The sequence below is a fragment of the Mesorhizobium sp. RCAM 05099 genome, from assembly GCF_059683685.1.
The window spans coordinates 3,990,094-4,008,644 of record NZ_CM185035.1; the positions used below are offsets into that span (position 1 = coordinate 3,990,094).

At 59.8% G+C, this 18,551-nt stretch carries 24 protein-coding genes, 1 tRNA gene and 1 pseudogene; 9 read left to right on the top strand and 17 right to left on the bottom strand.

Annotated elements, in window-relative coordinates; translation table 11 throughout:
- Positions 1 to 8 precede the first annotated feature (8 nt).
- A complete protein-coding gene (locus tag AC56QQ_RS19615) occupies positions 9 to 476 on the top strand; it encodes a hypothetical protein (RefSeq protein ID WP_497123065.1) in 468 nt (155 codons plus the stop codon).
- A gap of 78 nt (positions 477 to 554) precedes the next feature.
- Here the strand turns inward: AC56QQ_RS19615 and AC56QQ_RS19620 are convergent, their stop codons facing one another.
- The 3 genes from AC56QQ_RS19620 to AC56QQ_RS19630 all read right to left on the bottom strand — a co-directional run bounded on the left by AC56QQ_RS19620 (position 555) and on the right by AC56QQ_RS19630 (position 1,620).
- Positions 555 to 860 carry a BA14K family protein gene (locus tag AC56QQ_RS19620; RefSeq protein ID WP_256751009.1) on the bottom strand — a complete coding sequence of 102 codons (306 nt, stop codon included), beginning with the start codon at positions 858 to 860 and terminating at the stop codon, positions 555 to 557.
- Positions 861 to 1,065: 205 nt separating this feature from the next.
- The gene (locus AC56QQ_RS19625) at positions 1,066 to 1,260 is read right to left on the bottom strand and encodes a hypothetical protein (protein WP_497123066.1); all 195 of its coding nucleotides are present in this window, start codon (positions 1,258 to 1,260) and stop codon (positions 1,066 to 1,068) included.
- A gap of 192 nt (positions 1,261 to 1,452) precedes the next feature.
- Positions 1,453 to 1,620, bottom strand: coding sequence for a hypothetical protein (locus AC56QQ_RS19630; protein WP_497123067.1), 168 nt, complete (start codon positions 1,618 to 1,620; stop codon positions 1,453 to 1,455).
- Positions 1,621 to 1,779: 159 nt separating this feature from the next.
- Here AC56QQ_RS19630 and AC56QQ_RS19635 point away from each other — a divergent pair.
- Together AC56QQ_RS19635 and AC56QQ_RS19640 are read left to right on the top strand one after the other, a co-directional pair.
- Positions 1,780 to 1,855, top strand: a tRNA-Thr gene (locus AC56QQ_RS19635).
- Between the two features lie 224 nt (positions 1,856 to 2,079).
- Positions 2,080 to 2,556: a hypothetical protein gene (locus AC56QQ_RS19640; RefSeq protein ID WP_489861188.1), complete on the top strand. Its 477-nt coding sequence runs from the start codon at positions 2,080 to 2,082 to the stop codon at positions 2,554 to 2,556.
- 87 nt (positions 2,557 to 2,643) lie between these two features.
- Here AC56QQ_RS19640 and AC56QQ_RS19645 read toward each other — a convergent pair whose 3' ends face one another.
- Both AC56QQ_RS19645 and AC56QQ_RS19650 read right to left on the bottom strand, forming a co-directional pair.
- On the bottom strand, positions 2,644 to 2,901 hold the full coding sequence (locus AC56QQ_RS19645; protein ID WP_489861187.1) for a hypothetical protein: 258 nt from the start codon (positions 2,899 to 2,901) through the stop codon (positions 2,644 to 2,646).
- Positions 2,898 to 3,521 (bottom strand): hypothetical protein, encoded by a 624-nt coding sequence (locus tag AC56QQ_RS19650; protein WP_489861186.1) that lies wholly within the window; start codon positions 3,519 to 3,521, stop codon positions 2,898 to 2,900. The genes AC56QQ_RS19645 and AC56QQ_RS19650 overlap by 4 nt, the downstream gene beginning before the upstream one ends.
- 114 nt (positions 3,522 to 3,635) lie before the next feature.
- On the opposite strand from AC56QQ_RS19650, the gene AC56QQ_RS19655 reads away from it, so the two are divergent.
- Positions 3,636 to 3,875, top strand: a complete 240-nt coding sequence (locus tag AC56QQ_RS19655; RefSeq protein WP_489861185.1) for a hypothetical protein — start codon at positions 3,636 to 3,638, stop codon at positions 3,873 to 3,875.
- Positions 3,876 to 3,879: 4 nt separating this feature from the next.
- Complete coding sequence (locus tag AC56QQ_RS19660; protein ID WP_489861184.1) at positions 3,880 to 4,212, top strand: hypothetical protein; 333 nt, start codon at positions 3,880 to 3,882, stop codon at positions 4,210 to 4,212.
- Between the two features lie 178 nt (positions 4,213 to 4,390).
- On the opposite strand, the gene AC56QQ_RS19665 is transcribed toward AC56QQ_RS19660, so the two are convergent.
- Positions 4,391 to 4,723 carry a hypothetical protein gene (locus tag AC56QQ_RS19665; RefSeq protein ID WP_489861183.1) on the bottom strand — a complete coding sequence of 111 codons (333 nt, stop codon included), beginning with the start codon at positions 4,721 to 4,723 and terminating at the stop codon, positions 4,391 to 4,393.
- A 496-nt stretch (positions 4,724 to 5,219) separates the two neighbouring features.
- On the opposite strand from AC56QQ_RS19665, the gene AC56QQ_RS19670 reads away from it, so the two are divergent.
- Positions 5,220 to 5,453, top strand: a complete 234-nt coding sequence (locus AC56QQ_RS19670) for a hypothetical protein (protein ID WP_489861182.1) — start codon at positions 5,220 to 5,222, stop codon at positions 5,451 to 5,453.
- Between the two features lie 75 nt (positions 5,454 to 5,528).
- Positions 5,529 to 5,993, top strand: a complete 465-nt coding sequence (locus AC56QQ_RS19675) for a Ros/MucR family transcriptional regulator (RefSeq protein WP_489861181.1) — start codon at positions 5,529 to 5,531, stop codon at positions 5,991 to 5,993.
- A 514-nt stretch (positions 5,994 to 6,507) separates the two neighbouring features.
- Here the strand turns inward: AC56QQ_RS19675 and AC56QQ_RS19680 are convergent.
- The gene (locus AC56QQ_RS19680) at positions 6,508 to 6,714 is read right to left on the bottom strand and encodes a hypothetical protein (RefSeq protein WP_489861180.1); all 207 of its coding nucleotides are present in this window, start codon (positions 6,712 to 6,714) and stop codon (positions 6,508 to 6,510) included.
- A 129-nt stretch (positions 6,715 to 6,843) separates the two neighbouring features.
- Between AC56QQ_RS19680 and AC56QQ_RS19685 the strand changes: the two genes are divergently transcribed.
- Positions 6,844 to 6,972, top strand: a complete 129-nt coding sequence (locus AC56QQ_RS19685; protein ID WP_489861179.1) for a hypothetical protein — start codon at positions 6,844 to 6,846, stop codon at positions 6,970 to 6,972.
- 58 nt (positions 6,973 to 7,030) lie between these two features.
- Complete coding sequence (locus tag AC56QQ_RS19690) at positions 7,031 to 7,360, top strand: hypothetical protein (protein WP_489861178.1); 330 nt, start codon at positions 7,031 to 7,033, stop codon at positions 7,358 to 7,360.
- 615 nt (positions 7,361 to 7,975) lie between these two features.
- Here AC56QQ_RS19690 and AC56QQ_RS19695 read toward each other — a convergent pair.
- The 10 genes and pseudogenes from AC56QQ_RS19695 to AC56QQ_RS19740 form a co-directional block, all read right to left on the bottom strand.
- The gene (locus AC56QQ_RS19695) at positions 7,976 to 8,197 is read right to left on the bottom strand and encodes a DUF768 domain-containing protein (protein ID WP_489861177.1); all 222 of its coding nucleotides are present in this window, start codon (positions 8,195 to 8,197) and stop codon (positions 7,976 to 7,978) included.
- A 586-nt stretch (positions 8,198 to 8,783) separates the two neighbouring features.
- Positions 8,784 to 10,901, bottom strand: coding sequence for a hypothetical protein (locus tag AC56QQ_RS19700; protein WP_497123069.1), 2,118 nt, complete (start codon positions 10,899 to 10,901; stop codon positions 8,784 to 8,786).
- Entirely contained in the window at positions 10,901 to 12,292 is a 1,392-nt protein-coding gene (locus AC56QQ_RS19705) for a hypothetical protein (RefSeq protein WP_489863714.1), read from the bottom strand. Before AC56QQ_RS19705 ends, AC56QQ_RS19700 begins: the two co-directional genes overlap by 1 nt.
- Before the next feature lie 279 nt (positions 12,293 to 12,571).
- Positions 12,572 to 13,282: pseudogene (locus AC56QQ_RS19710) on the bottom strand (phage tail tip lysozyme); the annotation flags it as partial.
- Positions 13,279 to 14,271 carry a tail fiber domain-containing protein gene (locus AC56QQ_RS19715; protein WP_489861174.1) on the bottom strand — a complete coding sequence of 331 codons (993 nt, stop codon included), beginning with the start codon at positions 14,269 to 14,271 and terminating at the stop codon, positions 13,279 to 13,281. The pseudogene AC56QQ_RS19710 and the gene AC56QQ_RS19715, both read right to left, overlap by 4 nt.
- Positions 14,272 to 14,273: 2 nt before the next feature.
- On the bottom strand, positions 14,274 to 14,750 hold the full coding sequence (locus AC56QQ_RS19720) for a GNAT family N-acetyltransferase (RefSeq protein WP_497100843.1): 477 nt from the start codon (positions 14,748 to 14,750) through the stop codon (positions 14,274 to 14,276).
- Entirely contained in the window at positions 14,747 to 16,498 is a 1,752-nt protein-coding gene (locus tag AC56QQ_RS19725) for a hypothetical protein (RefSeq protein ID WP_497123070.1), read from the bottom strand. The genes AC56QQ_RS19720 and AC56QQ_RS19725 overlap by 4 nt, the downstream gene beginning before the upstream one ends.
- A 95-nt stretch (positions 16,499 to 16,593) precedes the next feature.
- Positions 16,594 to 17,253 carry a hypothetical protein gene (locus AC56QQ_RS19730; RefSeq protein ID WP_497100841.1) on the bottom strand — a complete coding sequence of 220 codons (660 nt, stop codon included), beginning with the start codon at positions 17,251 to 17,253 and terminating at the stop codon, positions 16,594 to 16,596.
- Positions 17,254 to 17,297: 44 nt separating this feature from the next.
- Positions 17,298 to 17,969, bottom strand: coding sequence for a hypothetical protein (locus AC56QQ_RS19735; protein WP_489861171.1), 672 nt, complete (start codon positions 17,967 to 17,969; stop codon positions 17,298 to 17,300).
- A gap of 80 nt (positions 17,970 to 18,049) precedes the next feature.
- Positions 18,050 to 18,541 carry a hypothetical protein gene (locus AC56QQ_RS19740; protein WP_489861170.1) on the bottom strand — a complete coding sequence of 164 codons (492 nt, stop codon included), beginning with the start codon at positions 18,539 to 18,541 and terminating at the stop codon, positions 18,050 to 18,052.
- Positions 18,542 to 18,551: the final 10 nt, after the last annotated feature.

An 18,551-nucleotide genomic window follows, 5' to 3' on the forward strand; every position in this document is an offset into this window, starting at 1 on the left:
TCACCGTCTTGCCGTGGCGTTCGAATGCATGCGAAAGGGCACGGATGAGGAATACGGCTCAGCTTCTGCTCGCCGCTTTACTTTGCGGATGCGTAACGACAGCGCCCAAACCCGATCCCGGCGACCAGCGCGTGAAACCCATCCCGATCTCGCTCGCCTTGGAGGAGATCATCACGACCGGCATTCGTCAGCGGCTGCAGGACCCTGCCTCCGCCAAGTTCGGAACGATGCTTGCCGGCGAACGGACCCTCGGCGGCGGCCGGGAGATCGTGGTCTGCGGCCATGTCATCGTCAAGAAATCTTCCGGCGGCCATGGAACCGACGAACCTTTCGCCGCCAGGATCTATCCAGATGCGGGAAGTACCTTCGAGCTCGTCGCGATAGGTGATGAGTCGCCGAATACGAGTCTCATTGGTGACGCCTGCCGTGCGGCCGGATTGGCGATCCAGGACTCCAAGCCGAAGGCTGATCTTTGAGCGCGGTCTTCAGGCGCCTTCAAACGAGAGAAAAGGGGCTGCGTACAGCCCCTGTTTCCTGTGTTGGTGCCCCTTCGCTCAAAGCCGGCAGTAGTGGCGATAGCCGTCGTAACCGATGTAGGTGTCGGAGTCCGGATCGTAGCTCGAATATCGATCGAAGCAGCGGCGGACATGCCATGAGCCGCCGTCTTCGTCGACATAGACGGTACGCGGCTGCTGCTGGGCGAGCAGGCTGCCCAGGACAAACCCGCCGACGCCGGCGGCGATGCCAATGCCAAGGTCGTGGTGATGCGAATGAGCTGCCGAGGGCTGGACGGTGCCGACCAACGTGGTGGCGGCGACGGTGGTGGCGATGAGGCCGGAAACGAGTGTGCGCTTGAACATGATGATCTCCTTGCTTCGTTGACCGAGGCGATCCATCCGCCTCTTGATCATCTGTCGTTGCGGGCAAGAAAAAGGTTCGAATCTTTTTTGATTTTTTGGCACGCCCGCCCGCTTGGCATGTCCAGCTTCGTCTCCGGCGATTGCGAAGACCGCACAGAAAGAAGGGCGGCCGAAGCCGCCCTTCTTGGGAGAATGGGTCCCTCCATCAAAGGAAAATGATCACCTTGCCATGGCCGTGGTGATGATGGTTGTGGTGCCACCACCAATGCCTCTTGAAATGGTGATGATGATGATGGTGGTGATGGAAGCCGTGAGCCGAGGACGACTGGACGGTGCCGGCGAGTGCACCGGTGGCGACGAAAATGGCGACGAGGCCCAATGTCAGAGTGCGCTTGAACATGATGATCTCCTGGATCCTTGATCGAGGCGACCCATTCGCCTCTGGAGATCAGTCGGCGCGGCATGGGAAAAGGTTCGAAAGGTGGAGGAGATCTTTTGTGGCACGGCCTGGCGCACAAGCAAGTAGCGAAAGGCAGGAACACCAGAGTGCCCAGTCACTACTGACCATTCCCTATTCCCTATTCCCTCTCTCTCACCCCATGCCGGTGATATGGCGAAGCCAGAAGGCGAGCGCGATGAAGCCGATGATCGTGGTCACGCCGGTCCAGTCGACATTGGCCTTCTTCACATCGTTGATGAGCTTCACCAGCAGCATCCAGGCGATGACGACGACTGGGAGAATGATGACAAATCTGATCATGCGACACCCCGGTTCGAAGCGATTGCACCTTCTGCATATGTAGGAAGCGATTGCGCGATTTTCAGGATGCGTCCGCAGCGGCGTCATTCACCACGGCAGGTAACCGAAAACGGAGTTTTGTCTTTACTGGCGCAACAAATATGCTAACCGGAGCGCCGTGCCCTTGTAGCTCAGCTGGTAGAGCAGCGGTTTTGTAAACCGAAGGTCGGCGGTTCGATTCCGTCCGGGGGCACCAATAAAATCAATAACTTAAGTCCATATTCCCGCCGCTTGCATGTCGCATGCTGTTGCAAACCACTTCCGTTGATTCCCAACGTTTCCCGGCGACTAGCGGCACGTCCACGCGACATGGCCGCAACATGAAAAGCCGCCACCGTGAGGCAGCGGGCTTCTCCATTGCTTTCCTGCCCCTACCGGCGCCTACTGTGCACGCGCTTGTGAAAGCGCGTGGGGTGATCAATGGGCTGGCTTGGCAACAAAGTTCTTGGCTGGTCGACGAACGTTCAGAAGCGTGAGTTGGAGGAGTTTGTCGGACGGCTTCGAGCCTTAGACGGCCACGAGGTTGGCATGATTGTCGCCTGCGCTACCAATCACAGAAATATGGTCGCACAAACGAGAGGGTGGAACCTGCTGGAGCCCGCTCTCTGCGAAATGCAGGAACCCCTGCTGGCGCTGAAAATCGGGCAGCTTATCAAGGAATTGCAGACCAAGAACCGACCTGAGCTTGCCGTTGGCTTTTTCGTTTGGCTGCACTCTGTCCGGGCTGCGAACAATCCAGATCTGCGGCAACTCGGGCGCGATATGTGGAAAGAACTGGGCCGTGGTTTCGAACACGTTGAAGACGCTGCGGAAGGTTTCGAGACGCTGACGGGATTCGAGTTCAAGACCGACGGGTACGATGCATATCCCGCCGGTCTTACGCCGGCCCCGGTGTGAGGAAATCGTGGGCGATCATTCCGCTTCCGAAATTAAAAGCCCGCCACCGAGAGGGAAGCGGGCTTCAAGTGTCCGAAGGGCAATTGATCAGGCTTTGGTGTCTGCCTGTCTCGTTTTTGCCAACTCCAAGACATTAAGCGATTCCCCGGTCTTCCTTCCCACCATCCGCAACAACCTCACGATGTCGCCAACGGCTTCGTTGACAAGCGCGTCTTGGCCCAGCCCGGGGATTGTCTCCATCGCCAGTTCGCAAACGCGGACTATCGCGCATGCATCATAGCCGCGATCGATATCAGCCTCGGTGATTAGGCCCCGATCCGGCGCGACAGACAGGGCGGCGTTCATGCGACACCCCCTTTCCGAGCGACGCGCGCAATGTCGGCCATGATATAGTTGATGTCGTCGCCTTCGAACTCCCACACCCGATGAACCCGCGCCTTGGCCGCGATGTCGCCAAAGCTTTGGGCAGGGCATCGCACGAGCCGATTTGCGGCGGCGTAGGCGCGGTCCAACTGGCGCACGAAAGCCCGATCCATCTTGGCGAAGCCCGTGCGGCGCCGGGCCAGTCCATCGGCCTTGGCATAGGTGCGTATGGCCTCGGCATATTCGTCGGCAGCGTTGCCGAACGATTTGAAGTCGCGCAATTCACCAATCGTCAACCGGCGGATGGCCTCGATTTCTTCTGGCGAGGTTTTCCGCATAACCGGCCTCACCAACTTTTCGCGTTCCGCAAAATAGGCTATCTCAGCCGCGTTGTGTTCTGGCAACATTTCCCGATGTTTCTGCCATTCGGTATGAAAGGCGGCTTCAAGCTCGGCAACCTTGCTGATAGTCGCGGCCGGCGCCGGCTTCGCAATCATAGCAGTTGCAGCGAGAGCAAGCCCCGCACCAGACAGATTGAGCAGGCGGCGGCGGTCGATATTGGGCATACCTTCGGCGGCAGCCCGAACAGAGGTGTTCGGCATGTGGTTGGTTCCTTGTTAACTAGTAAAATTTACCTGTTCACCATGAATTGGAATTAGCTTGCCGTCAACAGCAAACTATGAACAATTACTAGTTAGATAATAGAGGGACATAGAATGCTCACAACCGGAAATCAGCTTCGCGCCGCCCGCGCCTTGGTTGATATGGACCAAGGGACGCTTGCGAAGCGTGCCGGGATCAACATCAACACGATAAGCGCTATGGAGAAGAAAGGCGCCCATGGTTTGACTAGCGGTCTCGACAAGGTGCGCGCCGTCATGACCGTTCTTGAGGAAGCTGGCATCGAGTTTCTGAATCACGGAAGCCCAGGGGTTCGGTTGCGGTCGAAGGGATAACGACATGCGAGTTTTGGTTTTAGCGCAATGCTTGCTGCTCGCCGGGCCATTGGCTGCGGAGGCACAAACCTTCGGCCTCGTTGGTGGAGGTATGGACTCATGCGGGCAATGGGTGAGCTCGTCCAACAATGGGATGCACGTCGTCTATATGAGTTGGGTGCTCGGGTATCTCTCGGCGTACAGCATGATGAAAGCGGTTCGGACCGGTCAAGATACTCGGTTGTCCCAAAGCGATTTGCAGGCCTTGGACCTGTGGATGACCAACTACTGCAACGCCAATCCGCTGAAATCGATCAACGATGGCGCTTATGCGCTTGCCGTCGAGTTGACAAAGTGACTGAACCCACACCCCGCACCCGCATGTCGGCAAAGCGGCTACAAGCCATCTTCACCGAGCATTGCACCGGCCACAACGTCGCGCCGTGCTGGTTCGGGCGCTAGATTTCGATCGCCATCCATTTCGCCCAAAACGGATCGTGTGCCCTATTGTCGCTCAACGCGCTGAAAGAAGTCGCTCATTGTTCGCCCCACTCGATCGCGAGCTTTCCACCCAGGGCATAGATGCCCCGCACGATAGCTCCGTAGTTGAAATATCTCTTTGCCCGCTTTCCCTTCCAACTCTTATTTTTGAAGTAGCCTCCTCCGTTTGCAAAGAGGTCCAGGTCCTGCATGGATAGTTTCCGTTTGAAACACTCTTCCCTCAGGCGATCAAGAAGGTCATCACCCGTAGTGATGTAGGCAGCCCTGGGTCGAGACAAATTAAGTTTCTGCCCCTTGTGCATAAGACTTGCCGAGCTACGGTTCGGAAATGCCTCAAGCAATTCTTTGCGGCTGGCGGTGGTGAACATCTTCCGGAATCGGGATTGCTCCTGCGCTGTCCAGATGGGCAATCTTTTGGCTAGTTGTAATTCGCTGCAATGATGCCTTATCGCTAAAATGGTCCGATGAGGGAGCGCTCTGCATAGGGCCTGATAGTCTGGGAACAGCTCGCGGCATTTCCCGTTTTCTTCTTCAGACCAGATCAGTGCGCCGGAGGCGGTGACACCTCGCTTCCGAAGTCGACGTCGTCGACTTTGGGCGCTGTTGGCGTGCTTCGAAATGTCGGCTAGGTACATCGCTGCTCAGTCCCTCTTTCTCGACCGCCGCCCGCCGCGAACGATCTGATGTGGTCAAGAAGGCACTTTCCAATCAAGAAGCGATTCCGTCACCGATAAACACAGGGTCAACAGGGATTGGTGTGGACGGAAGCCTCTTGTGAGAGGAGCTAGAATCCGCAAGCATCTTGCTATGGCCCGAATATCCATCGCCGACGAGCTCGAAAGCGCCGCCAACAGGATTGCGGATATGTCGCGGCCGGATCTGCAGATCATCTTGCGGCGTGCGGCGCTCATGCTCCGAAATGTGGCTGGCGTGCCGCTGGACCCGGCGACCGAAGAAGCTCTGAACTCCATTGCCGCCGAGATGAAGATAGGTCGGTCGGACCTCGTCCAGATCGTATTGAGGGAGTGGTTGGAGACGAACGCCTATCTGCCAGTGCATGAGTTCGATGACGACAGCGAGACAGAGGGGCGCGCGTGACGCCCCATCATCGTATTGCGCCGCTGAGGTGCCTCAAGTATTAGCTGTCCAAACAACAAAGGGATCAATCAGCATATGACCGTCCAAACAACCGCCGGCCCAGAGCTTATCGAGCTTACAGCGGATATTGTTTCTGCCTATGTAAGCAATAACCCATTGCCAGTTGCGGGCCTATCGGACCTGATCGCATCGGTTCACTTGTCGCTGACGAGCGTTGGCGGGCCGATCGCGCCGGCCCTAGAGCCGCAAACACCTGCGGTCAACCCGAAGAAGTCGGTGTTTCCCGACTACATCGTCAGCCTGGAAGATGGGCGCAAATTCAAGTCAATGAAGCGCCATCTCGGCTTGTTAGGAATGACGCCTGACGCCTACCGCGCCAAATGGGGATTGCCCCGTGACTACCCGATGGTAGCTCCGAACTACGCCGCAACTCGGTCGGCGCTCGCCAAGGCTAGCGGGCTCGGCCGCAAGGCTGCGGCCTTTGAGGCGGTGCCGCAGCCTAAGGCTAAGCGGAGGGCGAAGGCTGGCCGCCCATCCTGACGGGCACCTGCGAGAAGTGAGCCTAACACACCTAGGGCCAGAGTCCGTCGAACGGATACAATAGGATACCCAATTGGCGTAGTCCCTCCCGTGAGAAATGTTGATATGTTTCCAGGGTTGTTAACCGAAGCTTGGATGATCCCGGCTTCAGCGAACATACGGGAGAACTAACATGAGAAGCGCAATATTTAGGGTGCTGGCTATCGTCGTCCTGTGCACTACCGCGGTCGCAACGACGACCAGCTTCAGCATGGCTGGTGACCCCCGCGATGCTGGCCACAAGCCAGGTGATAGAGGCAATTGAAATCAGGCAGGACCGCCGCGCGGTCGATGATGCCAAGCGCAGCCCATGCGACGCGTTTGAATTCCCATCAAAAGCCCGCTGCTTCACGGTGGCGGGCTTTTACAAGGGTGTAGGCCGGGTTGCGTGCCGGTTTTGTAGGTCGAGCGGCAAGAGTGGGTCACACCCATCCCTCGCTGCTTAGCGATATGAGCGGCTCCTCAGAAGCAACGGCTATTTTCGCGTCGACTGAATCCTCAGAAGGCCGTCAAGCTTCCCTACGATCAATTCTAAATTATGGTCCATTGCGGACAGCGCTATCGCGATATGCTCTAGGGCTTCGGCAATTTTTTCGTCGGTCTTCATTTCGCCTGTGATGTCTGGTATCGGATTGAACGGGCGAGTAACCCCTTTTGGCCCTGACTTGCGTATGCGCTGCATTGTGCATTCCTCTTAAAATCGGATGAAAGCACGAATCCTGGCATGCAGGTGAATCTTGATCCGCTAATTTAGCAGTGCCTTGAACGGCAATCCCGACCGCTTTAGAATGCGGTCATGGAATCCGAGCGGATGAAGACAGCGATCATGGTGGCCATTATCATCGCCATTGCCGCCGGGTTTGGTGTCCTGGTCTCGGTTATCGCCCTGTATACCGGGGATGCTCCGACGAGCAGCGTGGAAAGCGCTACCCAGCCGTAGGGGAATGGCGGGGGATCCCGGTTCCATATATGTTCGATCCCTCCAAGGGAGGGCGAGGATGTTTGGTATCGAATCTTATAAAATTGTTTGGGGTGTGCTATTTCTGATCGTTGAGTTTCTTCTGGTTTATGGGGCGCTCCACCAGATCGTAGTTCCGGAAATCGGGAACTCCCGTGACGCGAAGCGCTTCAATGAGAGCGTCAAATATGCAACTAGCGCGATGAACACGCTAGCGGTTGGCATGATAGCGGCGGCTGTGATAGTACCTGCCATTAACCAGCAGACCATACAATTGTGGTCATTAAGTTGGGCGTCAGCCGGTTTCGCCCTACATATCATGGGGCACTTGACGCTTAGCTTGATGAAAAAGGAGGACGGCTATGAATGAATTCCTAGTTTTCGTGCCTCTCGCGGCACTGGTTTTCGGCGCTGCGCTTTATTTTGCGCTACGCGGGCGACCCAAGGACAAGCACCATTCGCTGTTCGGACATTAAGACGAAGCCCGCCTAGGCGGGCTTTTTCTTTGGGGTTTCGTCCTTCGGTGGAACCGCCTTCACCACCTTTTCAACACGCGGTCAAAGGCTTCCTCTGACTGGTCAGTTTCCAGCTTGCGCGCGGCTTCCCAGGAACTTCGTGAGGGGTAACCTACGCCCCTCACTCGAAGGTCGGCTTCCAGTCGCGATTGCGCTTCGCCTGGAGGGCTTCGTAATCAGGAACAACCGTGAAGAACACAGGTTGGCGGTCACGTCCTGCAGCGTTGCGAACAGCCGGACCAGATCCCAATGCATGGAACCGTGGTCCGCGCCGAGCCGATTGATAAGCGCTTGGATATCGAGCTTTGTCGACCTGCAGCACGCCGGATGCCCGCAGTTCAAGTAGATGGTCTCACGGGCGGCCACGGTATCGGCGAGGGTCTTGTGGGGCATGGCAATCTCCGATGATGGGATCGCCGCAACGGAAGAGTGTATTCCCGATCCCGATAGCGCCGGCAAGTGAAATGCGCTTATTCCGGCAGGCCTGGGTCATAGTGGACGATGGCATCGAGAATCGTTCGATAGAGGCTGTCGACTTCCTCATCGATTTCTTCCCGCTTGATGCCGAGCGCCTTGGCGTCGGCGATCACCTTGTGTGTGAGTTCGTCGACTGAGATGACGTCCGCCGTCGTCGTCTCCGGGACATTGTTGATTAGCCATTGATCTAGGAAGTTGATGCCGCGTGTGCTCATCCAAACCAGCCAAACGTGAGGCTAACCATCACCACCGCGATCAGGATTGAGAGCGGCACTGCGGCGAACAGCCCTGCTTCCAAAACTCGTGTTTCTTTGTCACTGAACATTAGATGCGCCTTCAGCATGTTTCGTTGAAGCTTAGAAGCTGCGGACCCCTGATTTGGTTCCGCGTGCCGGCGGCGAGTTGCAAGGGAGACAGTCGGCTTACCGGTCCGAGGGCGCCTCGAAATCACCAAGGTCGGATTCAAAGCCGGACGGACTTCAAACGCATGAACGGACCCGCAAAACCGCAATTCAATTAGCCAGCGCTAAATATCGTCCCGGAACGCCTTAGACGAATTGAAAATTCAAAACCCGCCGCTGGTCTTTCAATCAGGTGGATTTCGGCATATCTTGCCGCCCCATGTCCAGGAACGCCGCACTTCAACTCATTGCCGCCGCGCTCTTCGTTGCCATACTTGCGGGCATCCAACAGGGGCTAGGCTGGATCCTGGATCAGATGACGCCGCAATTTGCCTATGGAGCGCTGTCTGGCGCCCTGGTCGTCATGCTGATGTTCGCCATTGGCATATGGATGGACCGTTCAGCGACCTTCGGCAGAGGACAGCAGAAGCGCCCGGGCGACACGATCGACCTGTGACTGTTGCAACGGAGATCCGCGACCGGCCTTCATGAGAGCCGCCAACACCGGGCTCTGCTGTCCAGTTGTCAGCGCCCGTGCCATTTCCGATACAGCTTTCTCGTTCCCTCCCGACCGGAGCGCGGCAAGTACCTTCTCCGCCGCCTTGTAGCCAGAAGCTCGGGCCGCGCCGCGAACGCCGCCGGCCATGAACGCTTCCGGTACGCCGAAGCCCCTGCCCGATCCGCCCGTGACGGCATCCTGGGCGGCAATGCGCGCTGCGCTTTCAGAGTTTCGCGTGACAATGCTCGACGTGTCGGCAAAGAGTTTTTCTCGGTCTAGCAGATCAATAATTCTATCGGCCCTATCCTTGCCCCATAGCGTCGCCAGTCGGTCGCGGTTCCAGTCGCCTTCGCCTTTGATTATCTGCTGAAGCGCAACGCGGTCGTTTGCCTTGGTGCCAACGATACGCTCAATCTCAGCGCGCGCGCCTTCCCGAAGCCTGACAGGCACAGCAGACGGGCCAATCTGCATGCCCTGTGGCAGCGCGCCTTGCTGAAACTCCTGGGCGAGTTCGGCAGGGCGTGGCGATTCGCGACCGCTGGACAGGACCGTCTGCCCCCGCTGCACCGCGTCACGCTGGCGTGCCAGCTCGGAATATTTCGCGTCAACTTCCTTGATACCGGGGACCGACGCGCGAAGCTCGTCGTCGACAGCCTGACGCGCCGTGGTCAGCGCATTGATGGCGTTCGTCCCCTGTGTCGTTTCCAGCATATCGTCGATGGCTTGCCGGGTGTTCAGCAACTCCCCAGCGTCAGTTACGAGTGACGTTCCGGGGGGCGGCTGGCCGTTGGCGCGCGCCTGGGCAATCTCTTGTGGCGTCGGCGCATGGTCAAGCATGCCACGCACGCGCTGCACGGCACGCTGTGGCTCGCCACGCAATGTCTGTACTTCCTGGTCGAGATAGCGCGCAATCGGAAGGGTATCGACCGGGGCGGCGTCTCGCAGCGCCATCTGGTATTCCGGTGAAAGCGCCCGCTGGTTGGCCTCTATGCCGGCATTGATCCGAGACGGGACCGGCGCCGAGCCTAGCTCTTGATCAAGTGCGCTTCGAATGCGCTGGTTTGCGCTCGTTTCGCGAGCCTCGATCGCGCTGCGCACAATCTGCTTTCCTTCGCCCGGCGTGGCCGCAATCGCTCCGGCCGTGTGGCGCATGTTGGGGCCAAGATCCATTACCATGCCGTCATTGCCGAGCTTTGCCAAAGCAGCCGGGTCAATCGCATCTTGTCGCGCGGCGTCCGCCAGGACAGACACGGCCCGCTTGTCGAGGCCAAGGGCCCGAGCGATAGCGCCAACGTGCAGATTGTCGGCGACCGCCTTCACACCCTTGCCGATGATCGGGCCAACGACTGGCCCCGCGATCCCGGCTCCCAAGCCCATCAAACCGCCTTTGGTCGTTTCCCACGGGTCACCACCGGAGCGAACAGCGCTATCTGCCGCGCTGATGCCGCCACCAGTAATACCGCTCGCGAGCATTTTAATGGGCATGCTGGCAGCACCAATGCCGAAGGCCTCCGGTGCCGCCATCATAGCCGGCAGCGTACCGGCAACCGCTCCCGTCACGTTGCCGAGGGTGCGCGCGACGGGATGAGCGTCGCGGCTCACCTCGTTCATGCGGGTCATTTCGGCATTGACTTTGGAGTAAGGCTCTCCGGTCAACAGTGAGCCGATGCCAGCAGACGCTGCGGTCAGGCCCTTGTCGATGTACGGCCCAGCGATCGGGACGCCTTCCCCCGTCGAAGTGAGGAAGGTTCCGCCAGCGCCCATGTCGGGATTGGGCACGAAAGCGGGAGCATCGTGGCCACCTTTTGCCTTGGGGCCACCGCTGGCCATGATCGCCTGTGCTTTAGCTATGCCGGCCTTTGCCCGCGCCTCTGCATCGACGGCGTCGCCGCTCAGCGTCGAAGCCGCCGGCAGCGACTTGGCAATCTCTTCAACAGCCGCGTTTTGCTGCTCGGGCGTCATCGATAGAAAGGCGTCGTCGACTTTGACCTTCTGGCCTTGGATGTTGAGCGTTGCCATTACGGTTCAAGGCTCCATTTCAGCCCGTTGCTCGTCGTGCCGGCACCCGTCCCGGCAGAAGCGGGAGGTGCATTGTCCCCGCCGTTCTTGATGGCGTCGACCATCTGCCGGACGCGCGCCAGCTTGTCATCAACAGAGGCCTTCGCCTCGCCCGGCTTCGGCGTCAGGATCGCTGCTTGATTTTCTACTTCGGCCGGCGCCGCAGTCGCGCCTGACACGCTGTAGAGGTAGGAGGCAATGATGGTGCGCAGCGAGTTCGACGCCCGCTGATATTCGGGCGATTTCAGATAATCGGCTCCATAGTCGGAACCGTGCGGAACGGCCGAAAGCGCCTGATCCGACAGATTGGATAGGGCAGAGAAATTATCCTCGACAATCTTCAGTTCGGGACCGACCACTGAATACAGCTTGGCGTCCCGCTGCTGCTGCTCATTCAGCGGCTTCGACTTCGGACCAGTCAGCGGCACAATGCCCGTGTTCGGGCTTGGAGGCGGATTCGCTGCGCGCGGGCTTGTCGGTTCAGGGACGGCAGCGGGCGGCGTCTGCACAGGCGGCGGTGTGGCTGGCGCTGGTCCGGGAGCAGCAGGACCAGGCGAAGCAGCGGCGGGCGGCGTGATCGGTTGCGGCGCCTGTCCGGGCATCTGCGCGACGATACCAGAGGGCGTCAGGAACATCATTTCCCCATTCGGGCCGGTGATCGTTTTTCCGGCGCCGACCTGGGCGGCCTGCTCTTCGGTCAACTTGCCATTCTGAACGAGCCAGTTGAGTGCCTGGGCGTCAACCGACGTGCCTTTGAACAAAGGCGCTTTGCCGCCATCCTGTTGGGCGATGGACTTCGATTCTCCGGTGCGCTTGTTGTAGAGCGTGTTGTCGTCCAGCTTCTCCCAATCGGTCTGCTGCCCCGTATAGACGGCCTGATGCGTGTTAGGGTCGACAAGCGAGCCGCCGACTTCGATCAGCTTGTTTTGATCTGCCTGAAGCTTCCGTTCGTCGAAGTCGAGCCGCGCCTTTTCGGCCGGCGTCATCTGCGGGTTGCGCAGCCGCTCCGTCTCGATGCGGGTCTTCTCCATTTCGAGGCGGTTCTTTTCCATCTCCATTTGCGTGGCCGGGTCGGCCTGGTCCATTTTCTTTTTCAGGAGCAGGCTGACGACGCCACGCTGTTCAGGGCTCAACCGGGGATCTGTCGCCGCTTGCATGAGCTGCTGAACGGTCGGGCCGCCGCCCGCGACCTGAACGCCGCCACTCTGCGCCGCCGGAGCCGCGCCAGTGTTGACCGGAATCCATCCGTGGTCGCCTGTTGCGCCAGCCATGCCGGTCGTCTCGACATACTGATAGGTCTTGCCATCCGGTCCCTTGCGGATAGCACCGGGAGTCGGGTTGGCGCCAAGCATCGGCGCGCCGCCACCGTCAGCGGCACGCGGAGACTGCACGACGCGAGAGGCAGGCGCAGGCACGGGAACCCCAGACAGGGCTTGCGCGGGCGTCTGCTGCGGTCCAGAGGCGGCAGGAGCAACGAGCGCGTTGGCGACGGCACTGCCGGCTGCGGGTGCCATCCCTGCGGCGGGGTCAAGGCTCGCGACTTTCACCGGGTCCGAGGTGGAACCGCTGAACCGCGATACAAACGAGTTTGCCTGTGCGATACGCCGCGCGGCCTCGCCGCCTGGTCGATCATAGCCCGCGAATTTCCAGGCGTTGTTCATGATTTGCTGGGCTTCGGTCGGCGACTTCGCCGCGTTCAGCCGATCGATCAGCGTCGGGTCTTCCTGCAGGAAGAACTGTGCCTGGAGCTGCGGCGAAGGATTGCTGGGATCGCCGCCGTTCTTGGCCGCGAATTGTCGCATCGCCTCGAAACGCGGGCCGCGCCAAGACAGGATGCCGCCAGCCGTGCCAGCCCGACCGCTTTCACTCGGGTCCGACCACGATCCGAAGGCGTTCTTCGGATTGAACCGGCTTTCAGCGTTCGCAGTCGATGCGACGGCTGCGAGGCCATTGGGATTGGTGACCTTGCTTTTCACCGTGTCCATGAAACCGGAATAGATGTCGTTGCCCGACAGGTCCGGAGCCGGGCCAGCCGCGCCGCCTTGGCTGGGCGTTGCAACGTTGCCGCTGTCGGCCGTGGGAGCCCCGCCAGCGCCAGTGGAGCCAAACAGCGCCGAAAACACGCTGTCACCGCCTTTGCGCCAATCTGCTTCCGCTTTGTTGGCCCTGCCGTTGGCCAAGCGGTAGCCAAGAGCCTCGCCGACCGCAGAAAGGCCCTGCCCGACCGTCTTCGGCGCCACAGGGCCGCGAAGAGCGTCAGCGATGGCGCGAAGGCGCGCGAGTTCTTCCGGCGTCTGTACGCCAGTGTCCCCGCCGAAGATGAAACCCGGCTGCACCGTCATGCGAAGGCCCTCCCGTAATCAACGGCGTCGAAGCCGTCGACCTTCGTCACCGCATAGGGGCGATAGGCGCGAACCTCGTCAGCCATGACGCCGACCTGTTCGCCATCCCCCCACAGGTATTCGAAGACGTATTTCGTCAGGCCATTGGGATAGGTGCCGATCGCCCTGATGTTCTTTTTCAGCCTACGGTCCGAAAACTTGATCAGGTTCGCGCCGAGACCGAAGAGACCGCCGAGCAGATCGTTGCTGCTGGCCGCGTCCTGCTGCCATGCCTGGAGCTTCTGATTGTAGTTCGTGTTGATCAGCCCGGCCGTGTCGGTGGTCGGGATGGTCGGCATGTTGGCATTGACGAAATTCGGCTGACTAACCTGTGAGCCCGAGAGCAGCGCCGTCAGATTATTGATCGGCGCCGAATTCTGCGCCAAGGCCTCTTGCACGGCCTGCCCGCGACCGGACAGCAGCAGGGAGTTGTAGGCGTCGTTTTCGCCCTGGTCCTGGATGTTTTGCGCCTGGGCGTAGTTGTCCGAACCGGGACGGATGCCACGGTTGATCAAGTCGGCTTCGTTGGACTGCCGACGAGCATCCAGCGCCGGCTGAAGGCGCTTCATGCCGAGATCCATCAACCGGGCTTCGGTTGCGTCGTTAGACAGATCGACCGGTTTGGCTAGGAAGTCGTTCAGGAACGCCGATTGCGAATTGGCCAGCTTGCCGAGGTTCAGTTGCGCCGCGTCGGTCTGGTCCTTGATCGCCTTGCCGGCATCCGACAGGCTTTGCGTGGCTGTGTAGGTCGGGATGTCATAGGACTTGCCCGTATACGGGTCATTCCATTTGTAGGTACCAGACTGGTCATAGGTCAGGCTCCCGTCGGGCGTCACCTGGTTGACGTTGCCCAGATTGGCATTGGCAATCGCGGTGCCGACATTCGTTGCGGTCGACGCGGCGGAGGTTTCCTTGGGATCGGGCGGAGCCGGAGCTTTGGGAGCGCACATTTTCAGTTGTCCTCGAAGAACAGGGTCATTGCGTGGGCCGTGTGACGAAAGCCGACCCGTTCGCAGAGCTTGGCAACGCGAAGGTCGGTCATCGTCGTGACGTGAGCCCGCTTGACGCCGCGCGAGCGAAGTTCGTTCAGAATGTGCTTGGTTAGCTTCATGCCAATCCCGTTCCGGTGATCTGGCCGGACGTAAATCGCATCCTCTTGCGAGATGAGTTCGCTGTTGTGCATGTCGAGGGCGAGCCAGATCAGCGCGTAGCCGACGGCCTCCCCCTTTTCGGTCCTGACGACGAACAGCAGGATGTCGCCGCTGTCGCTCGACGCCACATAGGTCCCGAGCCGTGGGTTGTACGGCGGGCAGCGCATGCCCTGCCCCTCCAGCCGAGCCTGCATCTCGCCATAGTGTCGGACCAGCAAGGGCTGGACGTCGACATAGGCCGCGCCGAAGTTCTCGATGGTGATCCGGTAGTCGGTCATACGACGATGCCCCCGTTTTCAAAGGTGACGTCGAGCTGCACGAATTCGGTGGCCGGTCGCTGATTAAGGAAGCCTGTGATCTGCAACTGCGGCTGCATGACGTATCCGGTCTTTCCAACCGAAATCCATTGCCCGCCGCCGACTGACGCCACCGGCTGGGCCTGGTCCCATTTCGCAACATCCCACTGGCCGGAATCCCAAAGGTCAGCAGACCCGCCATCGGCCGCCGCAGGTGCCGGGGGGAGCTGGACGGAATAGTTGACCGAGAATGAGATTTTCGGATTGTACGGCGTAGCGCTGAGAAAGGTCGGCCGGGCCTGATGCACGGTCTTCAGCCCGCCCAGCGACTTCATATGGTCGGGATTGCCGACATAGGTGTAATAGATCGGCAGGCCGTCATCGTTGCCGCTAATCTGGCCTTCGAAAACCTCTCCGTCATTGGTCCCGAAAAAGAGCCGGCTATCGTGCAGTTCGATGCAGCGCGTGGCCCAGCCGACGAACTTGCACCAAGCGCCAGTTTCAAGGTTGACGACGAATGCCCAGGACTCTTGCCCATCTGCCGTGACCGGCAATGAGACAATGGCGTAGTTCATATCCGGCCATTTGATGATTTCCCAAGGCAGGGAAAGCCGCCTGGCGGCCTCACGCTTCCAATCGGGCTCGATATTGCGCGAGATAGCCGCAAGCGACAGGGCGGCTGCATCCTTGTTGATCGCCGCCGAAATAGGCACCAAGCCTTCTTTCGTCGCGACGATCAGGTCGCCGCCAGCTCGCATCGTCGCGCGCTTGCCCAGCGGGTCTGTCAGGTCATAGCGACCTACCAAGTTCCATTCGGCTTGCGTCGAGCCGGCCGGATTAGATCCTTCGAAGATTGCTGCCTCGCCCTCAGTCGTGACGAAGACGCATTTGTCATCGATGCCGTCGCCAGCATCGAGCGACCATGTCGCGCCGAAGAGCAGCGAGCCGCCGCGCTGGAAAATGCCCGACAGGTTGAGCGAGCCCAGGGCGCCGGTCACGCTGTCAACGCCGAGATAGCGGGCGCGCATTGTGCCGCCTTCGATGAAGAAAAGGCGGTTGCGGTAGAGCCAGACATGAGACAGGGCCGAAGTCGCCACGCCGGTAATCGCGGCGGAGATCTGGACCACGCCGCCTGGAATGTCCGCCTTGGCAGAGCCGGCAATCGACCCTGTGACGGTTTCGTTGTCCTGGAACGTGCCGGTGATACTCTGAATGAACAGAGAGCCGGTCGTGCCATTGTCGATCGACTTGACCACGGTCGCGGTTGCGCCGCTGGTGCCGCCCGTGATGGTCTGACCGGCGACATAGTTGACCGTCTGGGTGTCGAAGTTCAGCCGATAGGTCGCGAGACCGTTGACGGCCGACCAGTCGAACGTCGTGCTGTAGAGCTGCAGAAAATCTGTGCCGTTGACCGCCACCACGAACGAGCCGCCGGACGTGGTGAAATTGACGTAGGAGTAATAGCCGGATGTCTGCCCGGAGACGGAAGCGACAGGCGGAACGGTCGGCGAAGCCGGCGACGTGACATCGCGGATTGTGGCAGCATCGCAGGCCCAAATTTTTTTCGTGCCGCCGGCATTGTAGGTGATGAAGCTTTCAACCGGGTCTGTGCCGACAGTCGCGCGCTTCACAGAGCCGCCGCGCAAAATGATGCCGGTCGAAGTCGGGAGACAGTTTTCAAGCGTCTGGGCTGAAAACGGCTTGGATTTGACCAGGCTCTGGTTGGTCACCCAGCCAGCGACAGGCGCGCCAAAGGTATACGGCTCAGACCTAGCCGCCGCTTGGACCGGAACGGCCTTACGGCGACCAGGAAAGCGTTCCGCCCTCACGGCGCACCTGTGACTGTCCCAGGCCACGCCACATTGCGACCACGCCAGCTAAGGGGCGGCTGACCAGACACTACCGGCTTGGAGCCGGGATCTTTGTCGATCAGCCGCAGCTTCAATGTTTCGAAGTCGTCTAGCGCCTGCTGATAGGCAAGGCCCTTGTTCTGCTTCCACCGGTAGATGATCGCCAGCTTCAGCAGACGCTCGGAAAGCCTGAACGTGTCGGCGTCTTCCGTGAACATCGTCTTCAGCGAATTGTCGCTCGCTTTGACCAGATTATTCGAGACATAGAAGAACTTCACGGTTTCGCCGGAGCCTATGACCGGCCACTGGTGAAACTGATCGCCGAAGATGATCCAGTAGCCGTTCACGCTGGCGACGGGCGTCACCTGAAGCTCAAGCCATTGGTCCGGACTGGTCAGATGGTTCGTCGCCCAGAGCCAGCGGGACGACCAGAGCGACGATGTTTGCTGCATCCGCTCATAGTCGTCAGGGAGGTTGAAATCGGCCGCAATGCCATCGCCTGTGAACGTCTTCAAGACCAGCAGCTTTTGCCAATCGTAGGCGTCGACGATTTCCGACGCCATGACGTTGGCAAGTTCCTGCATCTCGACCATTTCCCGGGTGGAGGCGCCATAAACCAGCGTCGGCACGTCCATGCCGAGTACGGTCGCTGCACCTTTCACCACATCGAGAATGGACATCAGGCGGCGTCCTTCGCGCCCTTGCCTTTGGCCGCCGGCTGGGTCTGCTCTTCAAGCAGTGCCTCCATCGCAGCCAGGCGCTCCGCCATCTGCTCGATGATGGCGTCCTTCTGGGCTTCGCGCTCGGATGCCTTGGCGGCGTCGGTGTTTTCCAGGAACAGCTTCGCCTGCTTGCGCATCTCGCGCATATTCGGCAGCCGGACCTTGTCCATCTGGCCTTCCTGAAGGTCGCGAACCTCTTCCACCGTCCGAATACCAGACAGGCGAAGGACTTCGGCCTGCTCGGGAGAAACGCCGGGCCACGCAGCGAGAGCCATGCCGTTGACCGGGATATCCTGACCCTTCTTGAACGCCTCATAGGCCGGCTCGATCTGCATCCAGCGCGCCGTCATGAACTTCAGCTTCTCGCCGTCCTGGTCCTCGCCCATCTTCGACGGGTCCGGGAGCATCAGGCGAACGCGTTCGGTCGTCTTGGTGTTCATTGGCGAGTGCGAGGGCGAATAGGTCACCCAGTCCTCCGCCTGCCGTTCGAGAAAGCGGCGCCCGCTTGCGTCGAGCCTGTAGCCCTTCAGGTCGCACTTCTCCGTAACCGGATCACCCTTGATCGGCAGCATCTCGTAGCTCGTCTTGAACCCCATCACTCGGATCATCGGGGCTTGGTTTTCGGCCATATTCTTTGCTCCTGAAACGTGGCGGGCGCCGAAGCGCCTCTTGAGGAATGGGGCGGAGCCGAAGCCCCGCCCTGTTGCCGTCAGTACGGGAAAGCGCACATGACAATCTTCGCCGAGGCGTCGATCGCGTAGGCGCAGACCGTGTCGGTGACGGCGGCGGCAACCTTCAGGGTGCCATCCGTGGTGCCGGACAGGATCAGGGCGTTGCCGTCAGCACCCGACACGAGAGCCGTGGCGAGCGTGGCCACGCCCTTGACCTGGATCCAGCCATATTCGCCATTGCCAGGGGCAGCAGCGAGAACGCCAGCACCGTTTGCAGCGGTGTCGGACACATCCGAGGTCACTTCGTTCGACTGGCCGGCAGAGACGCCGCCCGGTGCATAGAAGCCGACCACGTTGTTTGCGACGGCGGCGATGGCGCCGGCCCCCTGGTTGTATTTCACGAACCGGTAGACCTTGCCGTCATACGATTCGTAGGTGTCGCCAAGGCGGGGAGCCTTGCCGCTTTCCGCGCCCGTGAGATCGGCCGCGGTGTAGGTCTTGGTGATGTTTGCGCCAACAAAAGAGGTCATGATTTTCTCT